A 20,652-nucleotide genomic window follows, 5' to 3' on the forward strand; every position below is an offset into this window, starting at 1 on the left:
GAAGTGGCGGCGCAGGGCGGCAGCCTGCTGTTGTTGTCCGGCGGCGATATCAATACCGGCGTGCCGGAATCGGATCTGCAGGACGCCGAGCCGGACTTCCGCGGCATGAACCTGGTGGGTTACGACGCGATGGCGATCGGCAACCACGAATTTGACAACCCGCTGAGCGTGCTGCGCCAGCAGGAGAAGTGGGCGACCTTCCCGCTGCTGTCCGCCAATATCTATCAGAAAAGCACCGGCCAGCGCCTGTTCAAGCCTTACGCCTTGTTCGACAAGCAGGGCATCAAGATTGCCGTGATCGGCCTGACGACCGACGACACCGCTAAGATCGGCAACCCGGAGTACTTCACCGACATGGAATTCCGCGTGCCGGCGCAGGAAGCGAAGCAGGTGGTGGAGCAACTGCGTAAGGACGAGAAGCCGGACGTGATTATCGCCGCTACCCACATGGGGCACTATGACAACGGCGAACACGGCTCGAACGCGCCGGGCGACGTGGAGATGGCGCGCAGCCTGCCGGCCGGATATCTCGACATGATCGTCGGCGGCCACTCGCAGGATCCGGTGTGCATGGCCGGCGACAACCGCAAACAGGCGGATTATGTGCCGGGCACGCCGTGCTCGCCGGATCGCCAGAACGGCACCTGGATCGTGCAGGCGCACGAGTGGGGCAAATACGTGGGGCGCGCCGATTTCGAATTCCGCAACGGCGAGCTGAAGCTGGTGCATTATCAGCTGATCCCGGTGAACCTGAAAAAGAAAGTGGAGAAAGCGGACGGCACCAGCGAGCGGGTGTACTACACCCAGCAGATTGCGGAAGATCCGACCATGATGAAGCTGCTGACGCCATTCCAGGATAAGGGCAAGGCGCAGTTGGAAGTGAAGATCGGCAGCGTCAACGGCAAGCTTGAAGGCGATCGCAGCAAGGTGCGCTTCGTGCAGACCAACCTGGCGCGGGTGATGCTGGCCGCGCAGAGGGAGCGCGCCGACGCCGATTTCGCCGTGATGAGCGGCGGCGGGGTGCGCGATTCGATTGAAAGCGGCGATATCACCTACAAAAATGTGCTCAAGGTGCAGCCGTTCGGCAACACCCTGGTGCATGTCGATATGAAAGGCCGCGAGGTTGAGCAGTACCTGGCGGTGGTGGCCAACATGAAGCCGGATTCCGGCGCCTACGCCCAGTTCGCCAACGTCAGCCTGGTGGCGGACGGCAAGGGCGTCAGCGAGGTGAAGATCAATGGCCAGCCGCTGCAGGCGGATAAAACTTACCGCATGGCGACGCTGAACTTCAACGCGCTGGGCGGCGACGGCTATCCGAAGCTGGACGGGCTGCCGAGCTACGTCAACACCGGTTTTATCGACGCCGAGGTGCTGAAGCAATACATCGAGAAACACTCGCCGCTGGATGCGGCGGCTTACGAACCGAAGGGCGAAATCGTTTATCGCTAATCGCCACCGCCGCGGCCTGCCCCCATGGGCGGGCCGCCTGTTTTCCCGCCGAAAACCCCGCCTCAAACGCACGCAAAAGTCGCCGCCGCCGTCTTCCAATGATAGCCTGAGCGACAATTTGGTTTTGATAACGCAAACAGGAAGATGACATGTTGAAAACCGCAGGCTGGCTGCTGCCCGCCATCGTGGCGCTGGCGGGGTGTTCGTCATCCGGCCCACGTCACGAACAAACCCTCAGCCAGGCGCTGGCGGCCATCGGCCAGGACAAGGCGTTGGCCGGGGCGTCGAGCGGCGTGATGGTGCGCGACGCCAACAGCGGCAAGGTGCTGTATCAGGCGCACGCGGATCAGCGTTTGGCGCCGGCTTCCAACATGAAGATGTTCACCTCTCTGGCGGCGTTCGGCGTGCTGGGGGCCGATTACCGCTTTGAAACCCGGCTGCTGACCGCCGGTAAACAGCGCGGCGACACCTTGCAAGGGGATCTCTATCTGCAGGGCAGCGGCGATCCGACGCTGCATCCGGACGATCTCGACACCTTCGCCGCGGCGCTGGCGCAGCGCGGCGTCCGTCATATACAGGGGCGGTTGTTGCTGGATGCCGGCGCCTTCGATCAGACGCCATTCGGCGCCGGCTGGAGCTGGGACGATGAACCTTTCGCCTTCGCTGCGCCGATCTCGGCGCTGAACTACGCCTTTACTCCCGGCGGCGATATCAACGTGGTGCAGGTGGCGGTGCGGCCGGGCGCCCGCGCCGGCGCGCCGGGACGGGCGAGCTTCTATCCCGCCAATGACGCGGTGACGCTCGTCAACCGCACCACCACCGGCAGTGACACCGCGCTGACGTACGAGCGCCGGCCGGGCAGCAACCGGATCGTGGTCAGCGGCACCATCGCCGCGCAGGCGGAGGCCAGCTCGCGATTGATTACCGTCGATCAACCGTCCCTCGTCGTCGGCGCCTTATTGCAACATGCCCTGCGCGCGCACGGCATCACCCTGCGCGGCAAGGTTGACGAGGGCGTGACGCCGGCCGGCGCACAGCTGCTGGCGCAAAAAACCTCGCCGCCGCTCTCCCGCCTGGTCGTCACCTTCCTGAAAGTCTCCAATAACGGCTACGGCGAGATATTGACCAAGGCGATGGGCCGCAAGACGCAGGGTAAAGGGGATTGGGCCGCCGGCCTTCAGGCGATAAACGGATTTGTGCAAAGCCAGGGCGTCGCGGCCGACGCCTATCGCCAGGTGGACGGTTCAGGGCTGTCGCGCATGAACCAGATCACGCCGCAACAGCTGACGACGCTGCTGCTGGCGGCCAGAAAACAGCCGTGGTTCGCCGACTGGTATCACGCCTTGCCCGTTGCGGGCGAGCCGGGATTGCTGGTGGGCGGCACGCTGCGTAACCGCATGGTGAACAGCGCGGCGGCAGGGCGCGCCCACGCCAAGAGCGGTTCCATGACCGGCGTATCGTCGCTCAGCGGCTATGTCGATTCGGCGACCGGTCGGCCGCTGGCATTCGCCATCATCAGCAATAACTATTTGGTGTCCGGCGCGCAGGTGAAGGCGCTAGAGGACCGCCTGGTGGAAACGCTGGCGGCCTGTGACGCCACGGTGGCGTGCCGCTGAGCGCGCGGCGTCAGTCGCGTTTGGCGATGTCGGCGAAGCTGCCGGCCAGCAGGCGGCACAGATCGGCGGCGGCCAACTCGATGTCCAGCCCGCGTTTGCCGCCGGAAACGTAAATGGTGGCGAACGCTTGCGCCGGGCTGTCGATCACCGTCGGCAGCCGTTTTTTCTGCCCCAGCGGGCTGATGCCGCCCACCAGATAGCCGGTGACGCGCTGCGCCAGCTGCGGATCGGCCATCTCGGCCTTTTTGGCGCCGAGGGCGCGGGCAACTTTTTTCAGATCCAACTGGGTTGCGACCGGCGTGACCGCCACCGCCAGGTGTTTGGCGTCGCCGTTCAGCGCCACCAGCAAGGTTTTGTAAACCCGATCGGCATCCAGCCCCAGCTTTCTCACCGCTTCGTCACCGAAGTTGGTTTCGTCACTGTCGTGGTGATAAGGATGAAGGGTGAAGGCGACCTTTTGTTTCTCAAGCAGAACGACTGCGGGCGTCATGATGTGTTGTCCAAAATGTCCCCAGCGGGGAAAGGGTGATAACCAGCCTTAAAAATACAAAAATCCAACCTGCCCGGCAACCTGAGCGGCTGTTACATAAAGCGGGTTGCCAAGATATTCACCGGGTTGCTACCCTGTTTACTGTAACCGTTAACACGGTTGCTATGCGTATAACTAGAATACAAGAAATTCCTCTTTGACTGGCCAATAGCGATATTGGCCACTTTTTTACCCCTGCGGCTGCAGCATCGCCGGCAGGTTATCCTCGCCATACAGGTGCAATGCGCCAACCGCCACCACATAGTCTCCGGCCGGCAGCGCCTCCAGCTGACGCCGCCAGTCGCGATTGCGCTGATGCATCAGCACGTCGTAAAGTCCGGCGCTGAAGGTGGCCGGCAGCGTGTCCAGCGTGCCGCGCGGTTTGGCGTCCAGCCACCAGCTCACCATGGTTTGCAGCAGCCGCGCGTTGGTATGCCAGTGCTCCAGCGTATCGCGCAGCAGCGCGATGCCGCCTTCCGGCAGCTGTTCCAGCAGCGCCAACTGCTGCTGCGCCCCCTCGAGTTCGATCACCGGTTTGTCCTGCGCTCTGGCGGCCTGCAGCAGCTGATAATCTACGCCGTACTCTGCGCGCAGCCCCAGACGCTGAGCCTGCCGCGCCTGCATCATCAGCGCCACCTGCCAGCCGGGCAGGGTGGCGAAGGCGTGCGGATCGGCGCCCAGTTCGTGGCACAGCGCCAGCAGCTGTTGATATTCTTCGGCGGACAGGCGCTGTTCCAGCTCGGGCTGTTGCTCTGCGTGGTCGAAAGGGGAGGCGGCGCCGGTGATATCGGCTTCGACGATCAGCGCGTCGGCCTGTTGCAGCCGGGCGGCCAGCCGGGGCGGCAGCGGCGACATATCGACGGTGCCCATATGGATGCTGCCCACCAGATGGAGCCGACGCTCGCCCGGCAGAGTGATGTCCAGCGCCGGATAAGCGTAACTTTTGGGCGAGATCAGGCCGAGAAAGGCGGCGAGGCGGCGTAACAGTTGACCCATACGGCGTGGCTCCTGAATAACGGGTGCGCGTTTCAGCATGAAAGGCGAGGGGAAATCGTCATTCATGCTAAACGCTATCCGCCGCGCAGGAAAGCCCGGAAAACGGCGGGGCGCCATGACGGCGCCCCGGCGATCATTTCCTGGGTTTAAAACGCAGCAGCCGGTTGGCGTTGCTGACCACGGTAATGGACGACAGCGCCATCGCCGCGCCCGCCACCACCGGGCTGAGCAGCGTGCCGGTCAGAGGGTAGAGCACGCCGGCGGCGATCGGGATGCCCAGCGTATTGTAGATAAAGGCGCCGAACAGGTTCTGCTTCATGTTGCGCAGCGTGGCCTTCGACAGTTCCACCGCATCCGCCACGCCGTGCAGGCTGTGGCGCATCAGGGTGATGGCGGCGGTCTCGATGGCGATGTCGCTGCCGCCGCCCATCGCGATGCCCACGTCGGCCTGCGCCAGCGCCGGGGCGTCGTTGATGCCGTCGCCGACCATCGCCACGCGCTGGCCCTGCGCCTGCAGCTGCTTGATCGCCGCCGCTTTGCCGTCCGGCAGCACGCCGGCAATCACCCGATCGATACCGGCCTCTTTGGCGATGGCGTTGGCGGTTACCGGGTTGTCGCCGGTCAGCATCACCAACTGATACCCCTGTTGGTGCAGGCGCTGCAGCGCCGCGACGCTGTCCTCGCGCAGCGGATCGCGGATGGCGAACAGCGCGGCCGGTTTACCGTCCACGGCCAGCAGCACCGGCGTCACGCCGCGTTCGGCCTGGGCGCGCATCGGCGCTTCCAGTTCGGCGGTCGCGACCTGATGCTGCTCCAGCAGCGCGGCGTTGCCCAGCAGCACCTGAACGCCGTCGATCTCCCCGCTGACGCCGGCGCCGCGCAGGGTGCGGAACTGCGCTACCTGCGGCAGCGTTTGCCCGGCGGCGCGTTCCATGATGGCGCGCGCCAGCGGGTGGTTGGAGCCTTGTTCCAGCGCGGCGGCCCAGCCGATCGCCTGCTGTTCGCTGACCTGATTGAAGGTGAGGATCTCCACCACCTGCGGTTTCCCTTCGGTCAGGGTGCCGGTTTTGTCGAACACCAGGGTGTCCAGCTGGCTGGCCTGCTGCAGGGCGTCGGCGTCGCGCACCAGCACGCCGAACTCCGCCGCGCGGCCGACGCCGGAGATGATCGACATCGGCGTTGCCAGGCCCAATGCGCACGGGCAGGCGATGATCAGCACCGTGGTGGCGATCACCAGCGTATAGACCAGCTGCGGCTGCGGGCCGAAGAAATACCACATCGCCGCGCTGAACAGCGCGATCGCCACCACCGCCGGCACGAACACCGCCGAGACGCGGTCGGCCAGTTGGCCGATCGCCGGTTTACTGCTCTGCGCCTGACGCACCAGTTTGATGATGCGCGCCAGCGTGGTTTGGCTGCCGATGGCGGCGGCGCGGAACAGCACGCTGCCGTCGTCGACCACCGTCCCGGCATGCACCGTATCGCCGGGGCCTTTCTGCTGCGGCACCGCTTCGCCGGTCAGCATCGCTTCATCGAGCCAGACTTCGCCCTGCTCGATTTCACCGTCGACCGGCACGCGATCGCCGGTGGTCAGTCGCAGCGTCATGCCGAGCTGCACCTCCGCCAGCGGGATATCGCGCTCGCCGTCGTCGGTCACCAGGCGCGCGGTGGGCGGCGTCAGATCCAGCAGCCGCTCCAGCGCCTGTGAAGAGCGCTGACGGGCGCGTTGCTCCAGCGCATGGCCGAGGTTGATCAAACCGATGATCATCGCGCTGGCCTCGTAATAGAGGTGGCGCGCCGCCATCGGGAAGAAATCGGGCCAAATGTTGACGGCGATCGAATAAAGCCAGGCGGCGCCGGTGCCGAGCGCCACCAGGGTGTCCATGGTAGCGCTGCCGTTCATCAGCGCGCGCCAGGCGTTGCGGTAGAAGTGCCCGCCGGCGAACACCATCACCGCCAGGGTGATGACGCCGACCAGCAGCCAGGGGCGCTGAGTTTCCGGCGTCAGCGTCATGCTGCCGCCGAACAGCCCCCAGGCCATCAGCGGGATACCCAACGCCAGACCGAGCGCCGCCTGCCAGCTAAAGCGCTTCATGTTGGCGCGTGCGGTCTGCTGCTGGCGCTCGCGGCGTTCGGTCTCGTCCTGAATCATCTCGGCGCCGTAGCCGGCTTTTTCCACCGCCGCCACCAGCGCTTGCGCATCGGCGGCGCCGGTCACCAGCGCGCTGCGTTCCGCCAGGTTGACGCGCGCGTGCTCTACGCCGGGTACGCTTTGCAGCGCCAACTGCACTTTATTGACGCAGCTGGCGCAGGTCATGCCGCTGAGCAGCAGCTGTACGCTGTCGTCCGCGCTGTCGGTTGCCGGAAGGGAAGGTTGCGCCGCTGGCTGAACGTCCGGCAACGAAGGTGTTGCGTCAGTCAACGGCTCAGTTTTTGGGGCGGCGGCGCCTGCTACGCTGGCGTGATAACCGGCATCTTCCACCGCGGCGATCAGCGTTTGCGGATCGGCATCGCCATACACTTTCGCGCTGTCGATAGCGACGTCGGCGGCGAATACGCCCGGCACCGCCTCCAGCGCCTTGCGGGTGGTGCCGACGCAGTGCATGCAGCTCAGGCCGCTCAGCTGCAGTTCGGTATCGGCGTGCGGCGCGACTTCGGCCTGATAACCGGCGGCGATCACGCTGTCGATCAGCGCGCTGTCCGGTGCGTCGCCGGTCACTTTGGCGTAATGGACGTTAACCTCCGCCTGTTCGACATCGCTGCGGCTTTCCAGGGCTTTTTTCACCCGCTGCGCGCAGTTCATGCAGGACAGCCCCTGCAATGCCAGCATAGTGGTGTGTGACATGATTGGACTCCTTGCTTAGAAGGCGGTGTTTAAAGGTTGACCGCCTGACCTGTTTTCACTAAGAAGGGAGCTTAAACCTTCCAGCAAGGGTAAGGTCAAGGCGGTTTTTACTTGCGCGGGCGTGACGGTCGTTTTGTGTTGTATGACAAGGCGTTTTATCGGCGGCAGCGCGGTCGGCTTACCCGAACCGCGCTGCCGCATTGGGGTTACAGCACGAAAGGAATGAAACACTTAACCTGACGTTTATAGTTGCGCCAGACCTCGCCGTAGCGCTTCTCGGCCATTTTCTCGCTTTTGGGAATGGCGTCGGCGAAATACTGCACCAGGTTAGTCAGCGGTGCGATCAGGCCAAACAGGTTGCCGGCAAGCAGCCCGAAGCTGACGAAAATAAGAAAGTCGCCGAAATAATTCGGATGGCGCGCCAATCCCCAAAAGCCGCTGTTCAGCAACCGGCCTTTATTGTTCGGATCCTGTTTGAAGCGCCGTTTTTGATAATCGCTGCCGAAGTGGAACAGCGTGCCTATCAGGTAGACCCCAATGGCCAGCCATTGCAGCGCGCCCCACGTCCCCTGCAGTTGGCTGGCCCAGTAAAAGGGCAGGCAGTACAGGCCGCCGAAGATCATGACCATCATCACCGCCAGCCAGGGCACCTGCTGCGTGGGCATCACGTCCTTGAGTTTGGCCGCGGCGGTGTTGCCGTACCAACGTGTCAGCACGATGTTCATGCGCAGCAGGTACAGGCCGACCATGAGAAGGATCAGGGCTTTGTGGCTCAGATCGCCCTCGCCGAAATAGCAATAGACCAGGGTAACCGGCCCCATGGCGTTGAACCCCCACAGGAACATCGGGCGAGTGTCCTGGGCGCCGCGGCTGGTAATAAACGCCAGCAGGGCAAGGATCAACAAAACAACGGCCAAAGCAATCCATACATTCATTGTGTTCTCCTCAGCGGATTAGGGGGAATCGTTCCCCGAGTGCGCGCATTCGCCGGATGGCGGCGCGGTCAAAATGCTTTGCCAACTGCGTCTGGGCGCTGCGCTGCCCCATTGTTGCAGGTGGCCGAAGCGGGCAAAAAACACCGGGGGAGCGCTGAGCGCCAGGGTTGCTGCGAGCTCGCGACGCGCCTCGGCGTGTTGCACCAGAACGCTGATCGGATGCAATCCCCAACCCCAGTGTTGCAGCGTGAGCCACAGACGCCCAAGCCGCATGCCGGTGGCGAACAGGTGCTCGGCACTTTCGTCGTTCAGACACAGCGCCAGGTATTGCGGGCCTTCCGCGACGCGTTGCGCCAGCCCTTGCGCCATATAAGCCGGCAGGCGCAGCCCGGTCGCCAGCCGGCTTAAGCGAGGATGAAACGCCACTTGAAAGAAGCGCTTGAATGCTGGGGATACCGGGCCAAACAGGTGGTGCAGGTGAAAACCGTCGTCGGTAGGCTGCCGTTCGTTGAAGCGGATGTATTGATAGGTTTCCCGCCAGGCTTGGCGATCCGAGAAATCGAGCGCGGCGTGACGAGCGGTGAGCTGCGCGACCCGACGGCGAGCGCGTTCGTCACCTGCGATACTGAGTGAACTCGCCGTTCCGTCGAACAAGGTCTGCAGCTGCATCCGCTGCGCTTCATTGATTGGCGTAGGCTGATAGGCCGCCCGTGCGGTATGCCGCTCGCCGATCAGCTGCGCCAATTGGCGATGGGCGGCGCGATCGGGCGCGGCAGGCGCGGCGGGGGCAAAGCTCAGTAAATGCGTGGGGCCATGCTCCCAACGCCAGGCGAGAGGCGAGCCTGCACAGTTGAGCAGCGCGCTGAGGTACTCGAAGAAAATCCCGCAGCTCATCAGCATCTCGCGTTCCAGCGAAGGCAGGCTCTGCAAGGCGCGACGGCGGTCGATAGCCAACCGGCCACATCGGGCGTCGGCGTCATAGTGGAGAGACCAGGGTTGACAGTTGTGTGAAGAGGGCGCCTGCCGCGCGATGTCCACGGCCTGTTGCAGCGCCGCGGCGAAAAGGTCTTGGGTCATGATAAGGCTCCGAAAGCGGAAGGGGCGGGCAGGGAAAATACGGTAACGTTCGCTCTGAACGACATGCTCTCCTCCGCCGGAAAGCAGAGTGCGCATGTCCAGTCCAGGCTGCGCCACAGCCAGAAGCGTCTGCTCGGCAAACTGCCGTCGGCGCTTGAGACCAACCCGGTGCGCCAGTCGATGCCGATCGTCCGCAATTCGTAGGGCAGACCGCGGCCGTGGCTTTTTAAAAATGCTTCGCGAATGGCCCAGACGGCGCAGGCCTGTATGCGTCCCAATCGCTGTTCCGCCTCGCTAAAGGCCCAGCGCAGCGCCGCGCCGGAGAAGGGGCGATAATGCTGCAGATCGATGCCGAGCGGGATATCGCCGGTGGCGCTGGCGTACCAGGCAAGCGAATGGCTGAGGGAAACGTGGCGGCGTCCCAGCAGGAGGTGTTCGCCGAACGGTTGTCCACTCGCCTCATGGCGCAGCGTAAAGCCGGTCGCGTGCCCCTGGCACCATGTCCGGTTCAGCAGCGCGACGGCCTGCGCCCGCGCGAGGTTTTTCACCGCCGACAGAGGCCGCAATCCCCGAACGGCGGCGCAGCGGTGGGCGCCGCCCAGGGCGATGACGATACGCGGCGTCACGCTAAGCTCGATAACCATCGGCGATGCGTTCTCCGCTGATTTCGTCAACGACTTCCGCCAACTGATTAAAGCGTTCAACCAGGCTTTGAAACAGCGGGGTTTGCATCTCGCGCTCGAACATTTTCAGCGAGTTCAGCTGAATGATTTCGATAAAGTGAAACGGCGCCTCCGCCGAAGGGCTGACTTCGATGACATCGAAGGCGCGTACCGCGTCGAGGTGGCGGCAAGCCTGGTAATCGGTCGTCTCCACCCAGTCGCGAAACGCGGCGCGGTGGGCGATGTCTTTTAGCCGAATCTTATGGACGATAATGTGCATCTGGGCGGCCTTTTTAAACGGGTTGATGGATAAGCAAATGGTAATTGATGCCACCGGTGCCAAAGCCGTTGATCGCCGCCCGACGTCCGCCTTCACCGTGTGGCCAGTCGAGCGCGACTTGCGGGATTTCGGCCGGGATCGCCGCCAGCGGCAGTTCGGCATTCAATGTCGCCACCGGCGTGGGCGGGATTTGACCGTGTTCGAAAGCGCTCAGCACTTTGCACAGGCTGAGCGCGCCGGCGCCGGCGAAACAGTGGCCGAAGTTGTACTTCACCGAACCGATGTACAAAGGGGCGCGCGCGGCGCGGCGATACCCCTGATGCAATGACGCGACTTCTGCCCGATCGCCCAGTTCGGTGCCGGTGCCGTGCGCTTCGAGATACTGTATCTGGCGCGCTTCGACGGCGCTCAGGCTCTGGGTTTTTTCGATTGCCAACGCCTGGCCCTCGGGATCGGGCGCGGTCATGGAATAGCTGTCGCAAGATCCCGATATCGCTTCGATGGTGGCGATGGCCCGCGATGTCGCCTGGCCGGTCAGAATGAAGAAGCCGCCACCGTCGCCGGGAGTAAAACCGTCGGCTTGTCGGGCGAAAGGTCGCATACGCGAAGCGGAAAGCATCATCTGCGCGCTGCACAGCACCATATCGCGTTCGAGCGTCGCCGTTTCTATGCCGCCGACGAGCACCGCATCGTAGCGGCCGGCCTGTAATGCCCTGACCGCATTGTGCAAGGCGGCCAGCGAACTGGCGCAGGCCGCCTCGACCGCGTAGCAGTCCGCCTCGACGCCGAGCTGTTGCGCCAACAGCTGCGCGGTGCCGAGGCCGCAGGCGCCATGCCAGCTCCAGCGGTTGATCGCGGGTTGGGGCGGTGGCGAAAGGGAGACGCCGGCGGGAGGCAACGCCGGCCACAGGGCGCGCATGGCCTGTTGTCGATCGGCGCTTAAAGACAGGTTGCTGGCGACGATAATGGCGATGCGTTCAAAGCGTCGCAGGCTGTCGGGCCACGCCGCGCAGCCGTTGAGGGCGTGCAGTTGTGTGACGTCGAGGCGCTGTTTTTTGGCCGGCATCATAGGCCGCGTCAGCTCAAGCCGCACCGGATCGTGCGTTGGGAAGCACATGGCGTGAGCGGTGTAGGCGCTGAGCTTTTGCGGCGTGGGGCGCACGAAGGCGCCGGGGTGCAGCTGCTCGGGGCTGTGATCGCGCAGGGCGTCCTCCCCGTTGCGCAAGGCCTGCCAGAAACGCGCTTTATCCAGCCCCTGCGCGGTGATGGGCTGATAGTCGATGATGCTGATGCGTGGCGAAGCCGTCGGTTTTAATGAGGGGGGAGACGCCGCGTCGATCCGCCAGCGGTAGCCGGTGAACGAGTGGCCGGCGCACGCCTGTTGCCGTTGCAACAGCATGTCGAGGAGATGGCAGAAAACCTGATTGGCGCCGGCAAAATAGCCGGCGCTCGGCGCGGCATCCTGCCGTTCGGCGATCAGGGTCGACAATTGCGCGATCGCTGGCCATCCCTGTTCCTGAGCGACGTCCAGCGGGCAAACGACCAGGCTGATCGCGCCCTCCAGCCAACAGGCCGAAGAGGAAACGCCCTGCGCCAACAGCATGTCCGCCTGAGGTTGATGGTGGAAGCATTGTACGGCGGTCAGCACCGCCATGCGGCTGTCGGCATGGCGAAAACAGTCTTGTGCCAGCTGCAGCAAGCGCAGGCCGCCCAGATCGGCGCCGTCGAGGGTTTGGCATTTACCGCGCGTGCGGGCGAAATGGGCGATGCGCGCGGGAATGCTGGAGGCCATTTCCCCCACGCGATCGTGGGATGAACTGCCGAACGCCTGGGCCAGCGGCTGTTTGTAATCGTCAATCCGGCGCATGACCGCCGCCGGTGAGAGCCCCTGAGCGTCAAGCCGTTCGGCCAGCCTGCGCAGCGCGCCGATTTTGGTGGCGTTGCGATAGGCGGCATCACTGCCCAAATGGGTGGCGCAAAATTGATCGCAGCGGTCGCGCAACGCGTCGGATAACGTCAGATGCTGCATGGCGGCGGAGGCGGCCTGCAGCGCCAGGCGGGTCTCGCGGCTGACCGCCAGTCGAAACAGCGGCGGGATGGCGAATTTTTTGAAATCAAACGCGGCGTCGTCGATCTGGCGGCCGCGGATCGGCGCGGCCGCATCGCTCCACGGCATCGGCGGCGGGGCGTCGAACAGCGCCGACCAGGCGGCGCCGTTGGACAGATCGATACGATCGATGCCGGGCAGTGCGCAGCCGATGCCGACCAGCGCCAGCGGCGCGGCATGAATTTCCTGGTTCATCGCGCATTCACCTCGGACAAACGTCCTCTGTCCACCTTGCCGTTCGCGTTGGTGGGCAGGCTGTCGGCGACCACCAGTTGGCTGGGGAGCATATAGGCGGGCAGCCTGGGCTGCAGGAACTGCTTGAGCTCCAGCAGGTTGGGGCGGAGCGCGCCGGGATGGAGGGTGATCACGGCGATCAGTTTTTGCTTCAGCTCGCCAAGCTCGACATACAGTGCGGCCTGGCAGACCGAGGGATGGTGATGAAGGATCGATTCTATCTCCCCCAATTCCACCCGGTAGCCGTTGATTTTCACCATGTCGTCCAGCCGGCCGCGGTAGACCAGCCCATTCGCCGTCGTCTCCACCCAGTCGCCGGTCGCGTGGCATTGGCGCGGATGCCATTGCGCTTGCCGCGATGAGGCGACGTTGCTGTAGCCGGGGGTAACGCACCGCCCGCCGATCAGCAATTCTCCGCGTCGGCCCGGCGTACCGTCAATCGGCTGCAGACGCCCCTGCTCATCGACCAACTGCGCCGTCAAGCCGGGCAGCGGATGGCCGATGGGGATCTGCTCCAGCGTCGCCAACTGCGTTCGATCCAGCGCGTAGGCGGTGCAGACATTGGTTTCCGTCGGGCCATACCAGTTGCTGACGCGGCAGCGGGCCGGCAGATGCGCAACCAGGCGCCTCAGCGCGGCGGCCGGATAAGGCTCTCCGGCGAACGTGACCTGGCGCAGCGTTTTCACCGTCGACGGCGCCAGCAACGCGCTCTTTTCCAGCATGGCTAAAATCGAAGGCACGCTATACCACAGGGTGACGCCGTGCGTTTGCAATCCGCGAACGAGAGCCTGGCAATCTTTCTGTTCATCTTCGCGCACGATCCAGGTCGCGGCGCCGGCACAAACGCCAGCGAACAGATCGAAGGTGCTCAGATCAAAGGCGAAACTGGCATGGTTGGCCAGCACGTCGCGCGCCGTCAGTTGTGTATCGCTGACGGCCCAGCCGATGAAAAACGTCAGCATGTCATGGGTGATTTGCACCCCTTTCGGGGTGCCTGTGGAGCCTGAAGTATAGAGAATGGCGGCGAGGGGAGAGCCGAACGCGGCGATCGCTTCCGGCCAGGCGCCATCGAGATCGGTGCGGTCATTGAGCGCGCTCAACCAGCCCTCATCGACGATCAGCGCGGGTGAGGCGGCGGCGATAATGCGTTCGATGCGCGCCGTCGGTTGGCTGAAATCGATAGGGACATAGTGGTTGCCGCTCAGCCAACACGCGTACATGGCGGCGACGGCGTCGGGCCCTTTCTGCAGGTTGAGCAGCACGGCCTGCTGCTTCAACCCGGCATGTCGCAGCGCCGCCGCCATCATGCAGGCGCGATCGGCCAGGCGACGATAGCTCCAGCGCCGATCGCCGCACAGCAGAGCGGTGCTTTCCGGCGCTTGGCGGGCGTGCCGGAACAGGGCCTCCAGTATCGGTGAAATGAAGGTTGCCATGATGTCAGACCTCGGCGGCGCGTGCGCGCGCTTCCCGTCGGACATCGCCGTTGACCGGCACGCCGGTCTCCAGCGCCGCCGCCACCAAAATGGCGTAGGCTTCATCCAGATCTTCACGCGTGTGTTCACTGGTCACGCTGATGCGTAAGCGGGCGTCACCCACGCTGACGCCCGGGAAGACCACGGTCTGGCAGAATAGCCCGCGCGCCCGGACGGCGCGGCCGAACAGCAGCGTTTTGGCGTCGTCGCCCACCACCACCGGAATGATGGCCGAGTCGGAATGCTCAAGGTCAAAACCGGCGTTAAGCAGCAGCGTGCGGAAGTAGTAGATGTTGTCCCACAGCTTGGTCAGTCGCTCGGGTTCACGCAGCATCACGTCGATGGAGGCGATCACGCCGGCGGCGACTGCGGCGGGGATGGTGGCGGCGAAAACATAGGAGTTGGAGTAGAAACGCAGGTATTCGACCACTTCGCCATCGGCGCAAACGAAGCCGCCTAACCCCGACAGCGCCTTGCTCATGGTGCCCAGTTCGAGATCCACCTGGCCTTTCATATTGAAGTGTTCCGCCGTGCCCGAGCCGGTTTTGCCCAAGACGCCGGTCGCGTGCGCGTCGTCGACCAATACGCGTGCGCCGTAGCGTTCGGCCAGCTTCATCAGGCGCGGCAGATCGACGATATCGCCGTGCATGCTGAAAACGCCATCGGTGACGATCAGCTTGCCGCCGGGGTGATCGGCGTATTTGGCCAGCGATTTCTCAAGGCTGGTCAAAGAGTGGTCATAAATTTTCCGCTGCGCGCCCGCCAACTTGCAGCCGTCCTGGATGCTCATGTGGTTGATGGCGTCGGTGAACACCAGGTCGTGTCGGCTGGTCAGAGCCGAGATGCATCCCAGGTTGGCCGAGTAGCCGGACGGATAGACGATGCAGTCTTCGCGCCCTTTGAGCTTGGCCAGTTTGCGCTCCAATTCCAGATGCAGCACGTTGCTGCCGGCGATGATGCGGCACCCGGTGTTGGTGGCGCCGTACAGGCCAGCGGCGTCCTGGATGGCGTGGATCACTTCCGGATGGTTCGACAATCCCAGATAGCTGTTGGAGCCGAACATCAGAAATTCGCGGCTTTTGCCGGTGACCTCGTCGAACATGACCGCGCGGTTTTTGCACGGCGTTTCAAGCGGCATGCCGTACCAGTAAAGCTGACGCTGTTTTTTATCGCGATAAAAAGCGCCGAATTCACGCGTTTTATGGAACAAATCCGGGTGCTCGATGCCGACGAAGTCCCGCATGGTGCGCGGATCGCCGAGCTCATCGCGCGCGTCCGGCGATGCGGGCGCCTTGGTGGGCTGCGGCGCGGCGGACGCGGCGGTGTGCTGGCCAAAGCGGCTGAACCACGCTTCGCCCTGTTCCTGAACCAGCCGCGCCGCCAGGTTGTGCTCCAGCTCAGCCAGCGTGCGGCACTCCGCCAGCGCTGCGTTATCGTCCAGGCCCAGCGTTTTGAGCAACTCGTTGCGCGCCATCACCACCGCTACGGAGTCGATGCCCAGGTCGCCTTCGATGGCGGCGTCGGGGGACAGATCACGCACTTCATATCCGCTGTGGGTGGCGAACACCTGGCGCACGAGAGCGCTCAACCAGGCCTGAGGCGTCTGGGGGGCAGGTTGCGCGGCGGCGTTCGGCGTCGGCAGCGTGAAACCGCGCTGCAAAATACCGTCGAGCGCATCCTGAATGGTTTTGATCTCCTGGATCGCCAGCGGCGTATTTAATTGGAACTGACGGTTCAGCACCATGGCAATTTCCGCCAGCGCGATGGAGTCGACGCCCAAATCGTTTTCCAGATGGCTGGTCAGGGCCAGTGCCGACGGTTCATACTCGGTCAGCCGGGCGAAGGTGTGCAGCACCGACTGCCGGACGGCTTCATGCGCGTTTGCGGCGCTATCGACGGCGTGAACGCTCATGCGACACCCCCTGCGGCGACTTGCGCTTGCAACCGTTGCACCAGCGCGACCATCGCCTGCACCGAGGCGAAGTTCGCCGGATGGATCTCATGCATGCCGATGGCGACATGAGACTCCTGACGCAGAAAATCCACCAGATCGAAAATGGAGGCGGAATCGACGACGTTCAGTTCAAACAGCGGGGTTTGAGCGTTCAGGCCGTCGTGATCGCCATCCAGATACTGGGTGGCGATATGCTGGATCAATTTGCTTTCTAACATTGCGAGCTCCCGTTGCTAACTGGTTATTTTTCGCCGACGATCAGGGTGCGTGGGCCGGCTATTTTCATGATGCGCGCGTTGCTGAATCCCGCCAGACGGAATCTGTCCAGGTATTCCTGCGCGCTGCTCTCTATGCCGCCGTCGGTGGAGACCAGCATGTTCAGCGACAGCAGGGCGGTAAATTCCGGCCCTGATTTGTCTTCGTTCAGCGGCGTTTCGGAAGCGATGAAGCGGCCGCCGGCCGGCATCGCCCGATAGATGTTGCGCAGGATGGTCAGTTGGGTTTCCGGGGCGTAGTCGTGCAGCATCCATCCCAGGTGGATCAGGTCATAGCCGCCGATCGGCAGATCGCCGCTGATGACATCGCCCTCCACGACGTCAATGCGTTCGCCATAGCCTTGCAGCGTCAGCTTGTCGCGCAAGAACGCCGAGGCCTGCGGCAGTTCGCAGATCGCGAGTGCGATCCCCGGATAAGCGTCGGCGATCGCCATCGGCAGGCTGCCGATCCCGCTGCCGATGTCCAAAAACGCACGGTGTTGCGAGAAGTCGTAATCGCGAACAAAGCCGGCGATAAAGGGCGCGGCGAATTTACCGAGAAATTCCTGGAAGTCCGCCACGTCGTCCGGATTTTGGTACAGGATGTCGAACCAACTGCGGTCATCGCCGAATACCGTGCGGCGCTGGTGGGCATCGTTTCGCACCGCCGTTTTCAGCTCGCCCCACAGCGGATACAGGAAGGTATCGATGTGGCGGCCCAGCCATCCCAGCCACTGGGGTTCGTCGCTCAACAGAAAAGCCCGGTGGGCGGCGGGCAAATGATAAAGGCCGTCTCGTTGGTCGAGATACCCCATGGCCCGCAGCGCGATGAGCAACTGCTCGGTGGAACGCGCCGGGCAGTCAAGCCGCGCGGCGATGTGCGCCGCGTCGGCGTCCCGATCGCGCAGCTGATCGAACAGCTTCAGCGCCAGCGCGGCGGTCAGCGCCTTGGCCTGGAAAAAGCCCATCATCTGATTGACGGCATCTTGCTTGGTTAAAGGCATTGCTGGCTCCCTAGTCTAAAAAGGTGGAGAGTTCCTCGCACACCGTGGCAAAGGCGCCGACGAAACGGTCGATCTCGGCTTTGCTGATGATGAGCGGGGGTTGAATACGGATCACCGTCGAGCTGTTGGCGGTAATGAAGGTCAGGATCTTGTGGTCCTGGCACAGCTTGGTGACGAATTTCATGCAGAACATTTCGCCGAGCGCCTGTTCCATGCGATCCATCGCCGCCCGCAGATGGGCTTGCACCGGATCGGGCAAGAATTTCCAGGTGGTGTGCCAATCGCCCGGCAGCCGGGTGGCGAATTCGCGGGCGGAGGCGTTGACCGCGCCGGTGAACGCCTGATCGAACTGGATCCCCAGCATCAGGCCGCGGCCGCGCACTTCGCTGACGAACGGATAGCGGGCGGCGATCTCGCTCAGTGCCTGCTTAAAGTAGGCGCCCATCCGTTCGGCATGGCCGACCAAATCCTGCGCCAGGATCTCGCGCAGCGCGCTGAGGGCGACGACCGAGGCGAGGTTGCCGCCGCCGTAGGTGGAGCTGTGCACCAGGAAGCGGTCCGCCGTGCCATAGGCTTTTTGCCAAAGATCGGTTCGGCACAGCGTGGCGCCGATGGGGATCAGGCCGCCGGACAGGGATTTCGACAGCATCAGCACGTCCGGCTCGATACCGTCCCATTCGCAGGCGAAAAGTTTGCCGGTGCGCCCAAGCCCGGTTTGCACTTCGTCCACCATCAGCAGCACGCCGGTCTCGCGGCAGAGCTGCTGCACCGCCTGCAGGTAACCGGCGGGCGGGATATGCACGCCGCCTTCACCCTGGATCGGTTCGATCATCAGCGCGCCGACGTCTTCACGGTTCAGCGCTTCCCGCAGCGCGGCGAGATCGCCGAACGGCACTTCCACCATCGCGTCCAGCAGCGGTGTGAAATAGCGGCGGTGTTTGTCTCGTCCGGTGATGGACAACGCGCCCAGCGTTTTACCGTGGTAACTGTTGCGCAGATAGGCGATGCCCGGCTTGCCCGTCGAGGCCTTGGCGATCTTCATCGCGGCCTCGACGGCTTCGGTGCCGGAGTTGCTGAAGAACACCCGGCCCATGTTGCCCGGCGCCAGACGACAGAGCACTTCGGCCAGCTTGGCGGTCTGTTCGGGAATGGAAATGTATTGAATGAAGTTGGGGCCTTGAGCGTCGAGGTAGTTTTTCAGCGCGTTGACCACTGGCTGCGGGTTGTGGCCCAGGTTTAGGCACCCGTAGCCCGCCACCATGTCCAGGAAAGCCTCGCCCGCATCGTCATACAACTGGGTGCCGGCGGCGCTGCGGAAAACGTTGTCGCAGCGCTGCAACTTGAGGAAGTCCACCATCATGGGGTTGATGTATTGATGATAGCGGTCAAGGGTGTCTTCCCTGGCCGGCGTTTGGGCGATGACCGCATCGATAAACGCCAGGCGCGATGCGGGCAGCGCCGCATCAGCCGGTTCCCCGGCATAGATGTCATGGTGGTAGTAGCGCTTGAGATTGGTCACGCTCTGCCGATCGATGCGCTCGCCGTACGAGGCCAGCGGATAGGCGAAGAACCCGTGGCGCTCGGCGATTTCACCGATCTCCAGCACTTTTTCCGGCGCCAGATAGCGGCCCAGCGAAAAGTTTTCCCGCCGGTTTTCCAGCGCCAGCACAATGGTTTCCGCCATGCAGCCGTTCAATTGTTGCTTGATGGTGACGTTGAGTGATTCTCCACCCAACTTGACCGCATCGGTGGCGGTGACGCAGCCGCCGTCGATGATCAGAATGTCATCCCGCGCCGGGCGCGTTTCCGAAGCGATATCGCGCGGCAGCGCCACGTCGATGAAGATCGAACCGGGTTGCAGTCTGGCGGGGTCGATCACGCCGCCGGCGGAGGTCGCGGCGGCAAACAGTTTGCAGCGCGGGTAGAGATCTTCGGGATCGCTGGTCAGGGTGACGCGCGAGTGATACTCCTCGGGCAAATGGCTGAGCAGTTCGCTGCGATCATGGTTGCCGGCGCGGTGCAGCAAATGGAGAGAGAAACCGTGCGCCAGCAGCAGACGGCTTAGCGCCAGGCAGATCGACCCCGGATAGCCGACGATGGCGACGGGTTCCTCCTCCGGGCGAATTTCCAGCCAGGACTGGATCTGCATCAAGGCCTTGTAGCCGGCGTAGGTGGTCAGCGAGTTGCCGGAGGTGACCGGCACCGGCGACTTTTCCGCGGTGGCTTCGCCGCGTCGCCCAACGATAGAGGTAAAACCGCCGAGACCGACCAGTTCGGCGCCATCGCCGGCCAGCTCTTCGATGCCTTGGACCACCCTGGCGGCGATACCGCGTGCGTCGGCCAGCATCTCATCCGCCACCAGCGGCATGTATTTGATCACCCCTTCGCAAGTGGCGCCGGTCGCCGAGGTGATCCTGGCGAAGTTCATAAAGGGAACCAGGTTTTGTCGTTCCCACAGTTCACGCGTATAGCCGCTGTGCTGCTCGGTCGAGTTGCGTTGCAGCAGATCGAGCATTTTGACGTAACGTTTCAACCCCAGCGAGGTGGGATGAGCGATGAATCCGAATTTCATGAGGTGGCTTCCTGTGTAGGATCTTGGTCGAAGGCGGTGCTGGTCGATTCGGGCTGTTGGGCTGCCCAGGCTTTGCGCTCCTGCAGGGCGTCGTGGTCGCTCGGATCGCGCTGCCAGCCTTTGGCGGTGGCCAGCGAGATACCGTCGCCTTCATTGTTGTGCCCCAGCACCACGGAGAACAGATTGAGTCGGTGCGGCGTGGTCAGCGCCTGGCGAATGACGTCTTCGTCGAAATGCGTAAGCGTTTTGCTCTGGATATGGAAGTTATTGACCGTTTGTTCGACGTCCGGCTGTTCGACGTTCACCAACCGCATTTGCCGCGAGGTGCGATTGAACAGAATGCGTTCCTGATAGGTATTGATGACGGACAGACCGCCGTTGCATAAATAGAAGACGGTGATGCTTTTATTCAGCAACTGCGGATGGGTGAGAATGTTGTCGATAAAAGCCGGCAGGATGTCCGGTACGATCCCTTTAGCGCCGTCGCCGATAAACGCCATCACGTGGCTTGGGCTGGTGTAAGCCAGGTAGCCGGTGGCCAGCAGAGCGTCGCCCATCAGGGCGCGGCCATACCAGCCGGAAAAGCCGCGGCGCGTTTTGGCGACGTTGCGCGCGGCGGAGATGCCGCACCGGCCGACGTCATATACGCCGGTAAAATCGAAGCCC

Annotated in this window: 15 protein-coding genes and 1 pseudogene; 2 read left to right on the top strand and 14 right to left on the bottom strand. The window is 63.4% G+C overall.

Annotation, left to right across the window (positions count from 1 at the left end; translation table 11 throughout):
• Nucleotides 1-1,449, top strand: a 1,449-nt coding sequence (gene ushA, locus ADK28_RS13940; protein WP_048795914.1) for a bifunctional UDP-sugar hydrolase/5'-nucleotidase UshA, incomplete at its 5' end; no start/stop codon positions are given.
• A gap of 149 nt (nucleotides 1,450-1,598) precedes the next feature.
• Nucleotides 1,599-3,065 (top strand): D-alanyl-D-alanine carboxypeptidase/D-alanyl-D-alanine endopeptidase, encoded by a 1,467-nt coding sequence (dacB, locus tag ADK28_RS13945; protein WP_048795905.1) that lies wholly within the window; start codon nucleotides 1,599-1,601, stop codon nucleotides 3,063-3,065.
• 10 nt (nucleotides 3,066-3,075) lie between these two features.
• On the opposite strand, the gene ybaK is transcribed toward dacB, so the two are convergent.
• The 14 genes and pseudogenes from ybaK to ADK28_RS14015 all read right to left on the bottom strand — a co-directional run.
• The gene (gene ybaK, locus ADK28_RS13950) at nucleotides 3,076-3,555 is read right to left on the bottom strand and encodes a Cys-tRNA(Pro)/Cys-tRNA(Cys) deacylase YbaK (protein ID WP_004940240.1); all 480 of its coding nucleotides are present in this window, start codon (nucleotides 3,553-3,555) and stop codon (nucleotides 3,076-3,078) included.
• 228 nt (nucleotides 3,556-3,783) lie between these two features.
• The gene (locus ADK28_RS13955) at nucleotides 3,784-4,590 is read right to left on the bottom strand and encodes a TraB/GumN family protein (RefSeq protein ID WP_033641125.1); all 807 of its coding nucleotides are present in this window, start codon (nucleotides 4,588-4,590) and stop codon (nucleotides 3,784-3,786) included.
• Between the two features lie 133 nt (nucleotides 4,591-4,723).
• The gene (gene copA, locus ADK28_RS13960; protein WP_048795906.1) at nucleotides 4,724-7,435 is read right to left on the bottom strand and encodes a copper-exporting P-type ATPase CopA; all 2,712 of its coding nucleotides are present in this window, start codon (nucleotides 7,433-7,435) and stop codon (nucleotides 4,724-4,726) included.
• Between the two features lie 206 nt (nucleotides 7,436-7,641).
• Nucleotides 7,642-8,370, bottom strand: coding sequence for a DUF1295 domain-containing protein (locus ADK28_RS13965; RefSeq protein ID WP_016928822.1), 729 nt, complete (start codon nucleotides 8,368-8,370; stop codon nucleotides 7,642-7,644).
• A gap of 18 nt (nucleotides 8,371-8,388) precedes the next feature.
• Complete coding sequence (locus ADK28_RS13970; protein ID WP_048795907.1) at nucleotides 8,389-9,447, bottom strand: prodigiosin biosynthesis protein PigM; 1,059 nt, start codon at nucleotides 9,445-9,447, stop codon at nucleotides 8,389-8,391.
• Nucleotides 9,444-10,091 (bottom strand): 4'-phosphopantetheinyl transferase superfamily protein, encoded by a 648-nt coding sequence (locus ADK28_RS13975; RefSeq protein ID WP_048795908.1) that lies wholly within the window; start codon nucleotides 10,089-10,091, stop codon nucleotides 9,444-9,446. Before ADK28_RS13975 ends, ADK28_RS13970 begins: the two co-directional genes overlap by 4 nt.
• Entirely contained in the window at nucleotides 10,075-10,389 is a 315-nt protein-coding gene (locus tag ADK28_RS13980) for a RedY-like protein (RefSeq protein WP_004940233.1), read from the bottom strand. The genes ADK28_RS13975 and ADK28_RS13980 overlap by 17 nt, the downstream gene beginning before the upstream one ends.
• A gap of 13 nt (nucleotides 10,390-10,402) precedes the next feature.
• On the bottom strand, nucleotides 10,403-12,691 hold the full coding sequence (locus tag ADK28_RS13985; protein WP_048795909.1) for a polyketide synthase: 2,289 nt from the start codon (nucleotides 12,689-12,691) through the stop codon (nucleotides 10,403-10,405).
• Nucleotides 12,688-14,163, bottom strand: a complete 1,476-nt coding sequence (locus ADK28_RS13990) for a D-alanine--poly(phosphoribitol) ligase (protein ID WP_239686248.1) — start codon at nucleotides 14,161-14,163, stop codon at nucleotides 12,688-12,690. Before ADK28_RS13990 ends, ADK28_RS13985 begins: the two co-directional genes overlap by 4 nt.
• A gap of 4 nt (nucleotides 14,164-14,167) precedes the next feature.
• Nucleotides 14,168-16,114, bottom strand: coding sequence for an aminotransferase class I/II-fold pyridoxal phosphate-dependent enzyme (locus tag ADK28_RS13995; RefSeq protein WP_033641119.1), 1,947 nt, complete (start codon nucleotides 16,112-16,114; stop codon nucleotides 14,168-14,170).
• Nucleotides 16,111-16,374: an acyl carrier protein gene (locus ADK28_RS14000; RefSeq protein ID WP_004940224.1), complete on the bottom strand. Its 264-nt coding sequence runs from the start codon at nucleotides 16,372-16,374 to the stop codon at nucleotides 16,111-16,113. The genes ADK28_RS13995 and ADK28_RS14000 overlap by 4 nt, the downstream gene beginning before the upstream one ends.
• Before the next feature lie 23 nt (nucleotides 16,375-16,397).
• Nucleotides 16,398-17,414 carry a methyltransferase gene (locus ADK28_RS14005; protein ID WP_004940222.1) on the bottom strand — a complete coding sequence of 339 codons (1,017 nt, stop codon included), beginning with the start codon at nucleotides 17,412-17,414 and terminating at the stop codon, nucleotides 16,398-16,400.
• A gap of 10 nt (nucleotides 17,415-17,424) precedes the next feature.
• The gene (locus ADK28_RS14010; protein ID WP_016928816.1) at nucleotides 17,425-19,986 is read right to left on the bottom strand and encodes an aminotransferase class III-fold pyridoxal phosphate-dependent enzyme; all 2,562 of its coding nucleotides are present in this window, start codon (nucleotides 19,984-19,986) and stop codon (nucleotides 17,425-17,427) included.
• Nucleotides 19,983-20,652: pseudogene (locus ADK28_RS14015) on the bottom strand (biosynthesis protein PigD); the annotation flags it as partial. The gene ADK28_RS14010 and the pseudogene ADK28_RS14015, both read right to left, overlap by 4 nt.

Source organism: Serratia sp. 506_PEND (assembly GCF_001076875.1).
Lineage (GTDB): Bacteria > Pseudomonadota > Gammaproteobacteria > Enterobacterales > Enterobacteriaceae > Serratia > Serratia marcescens.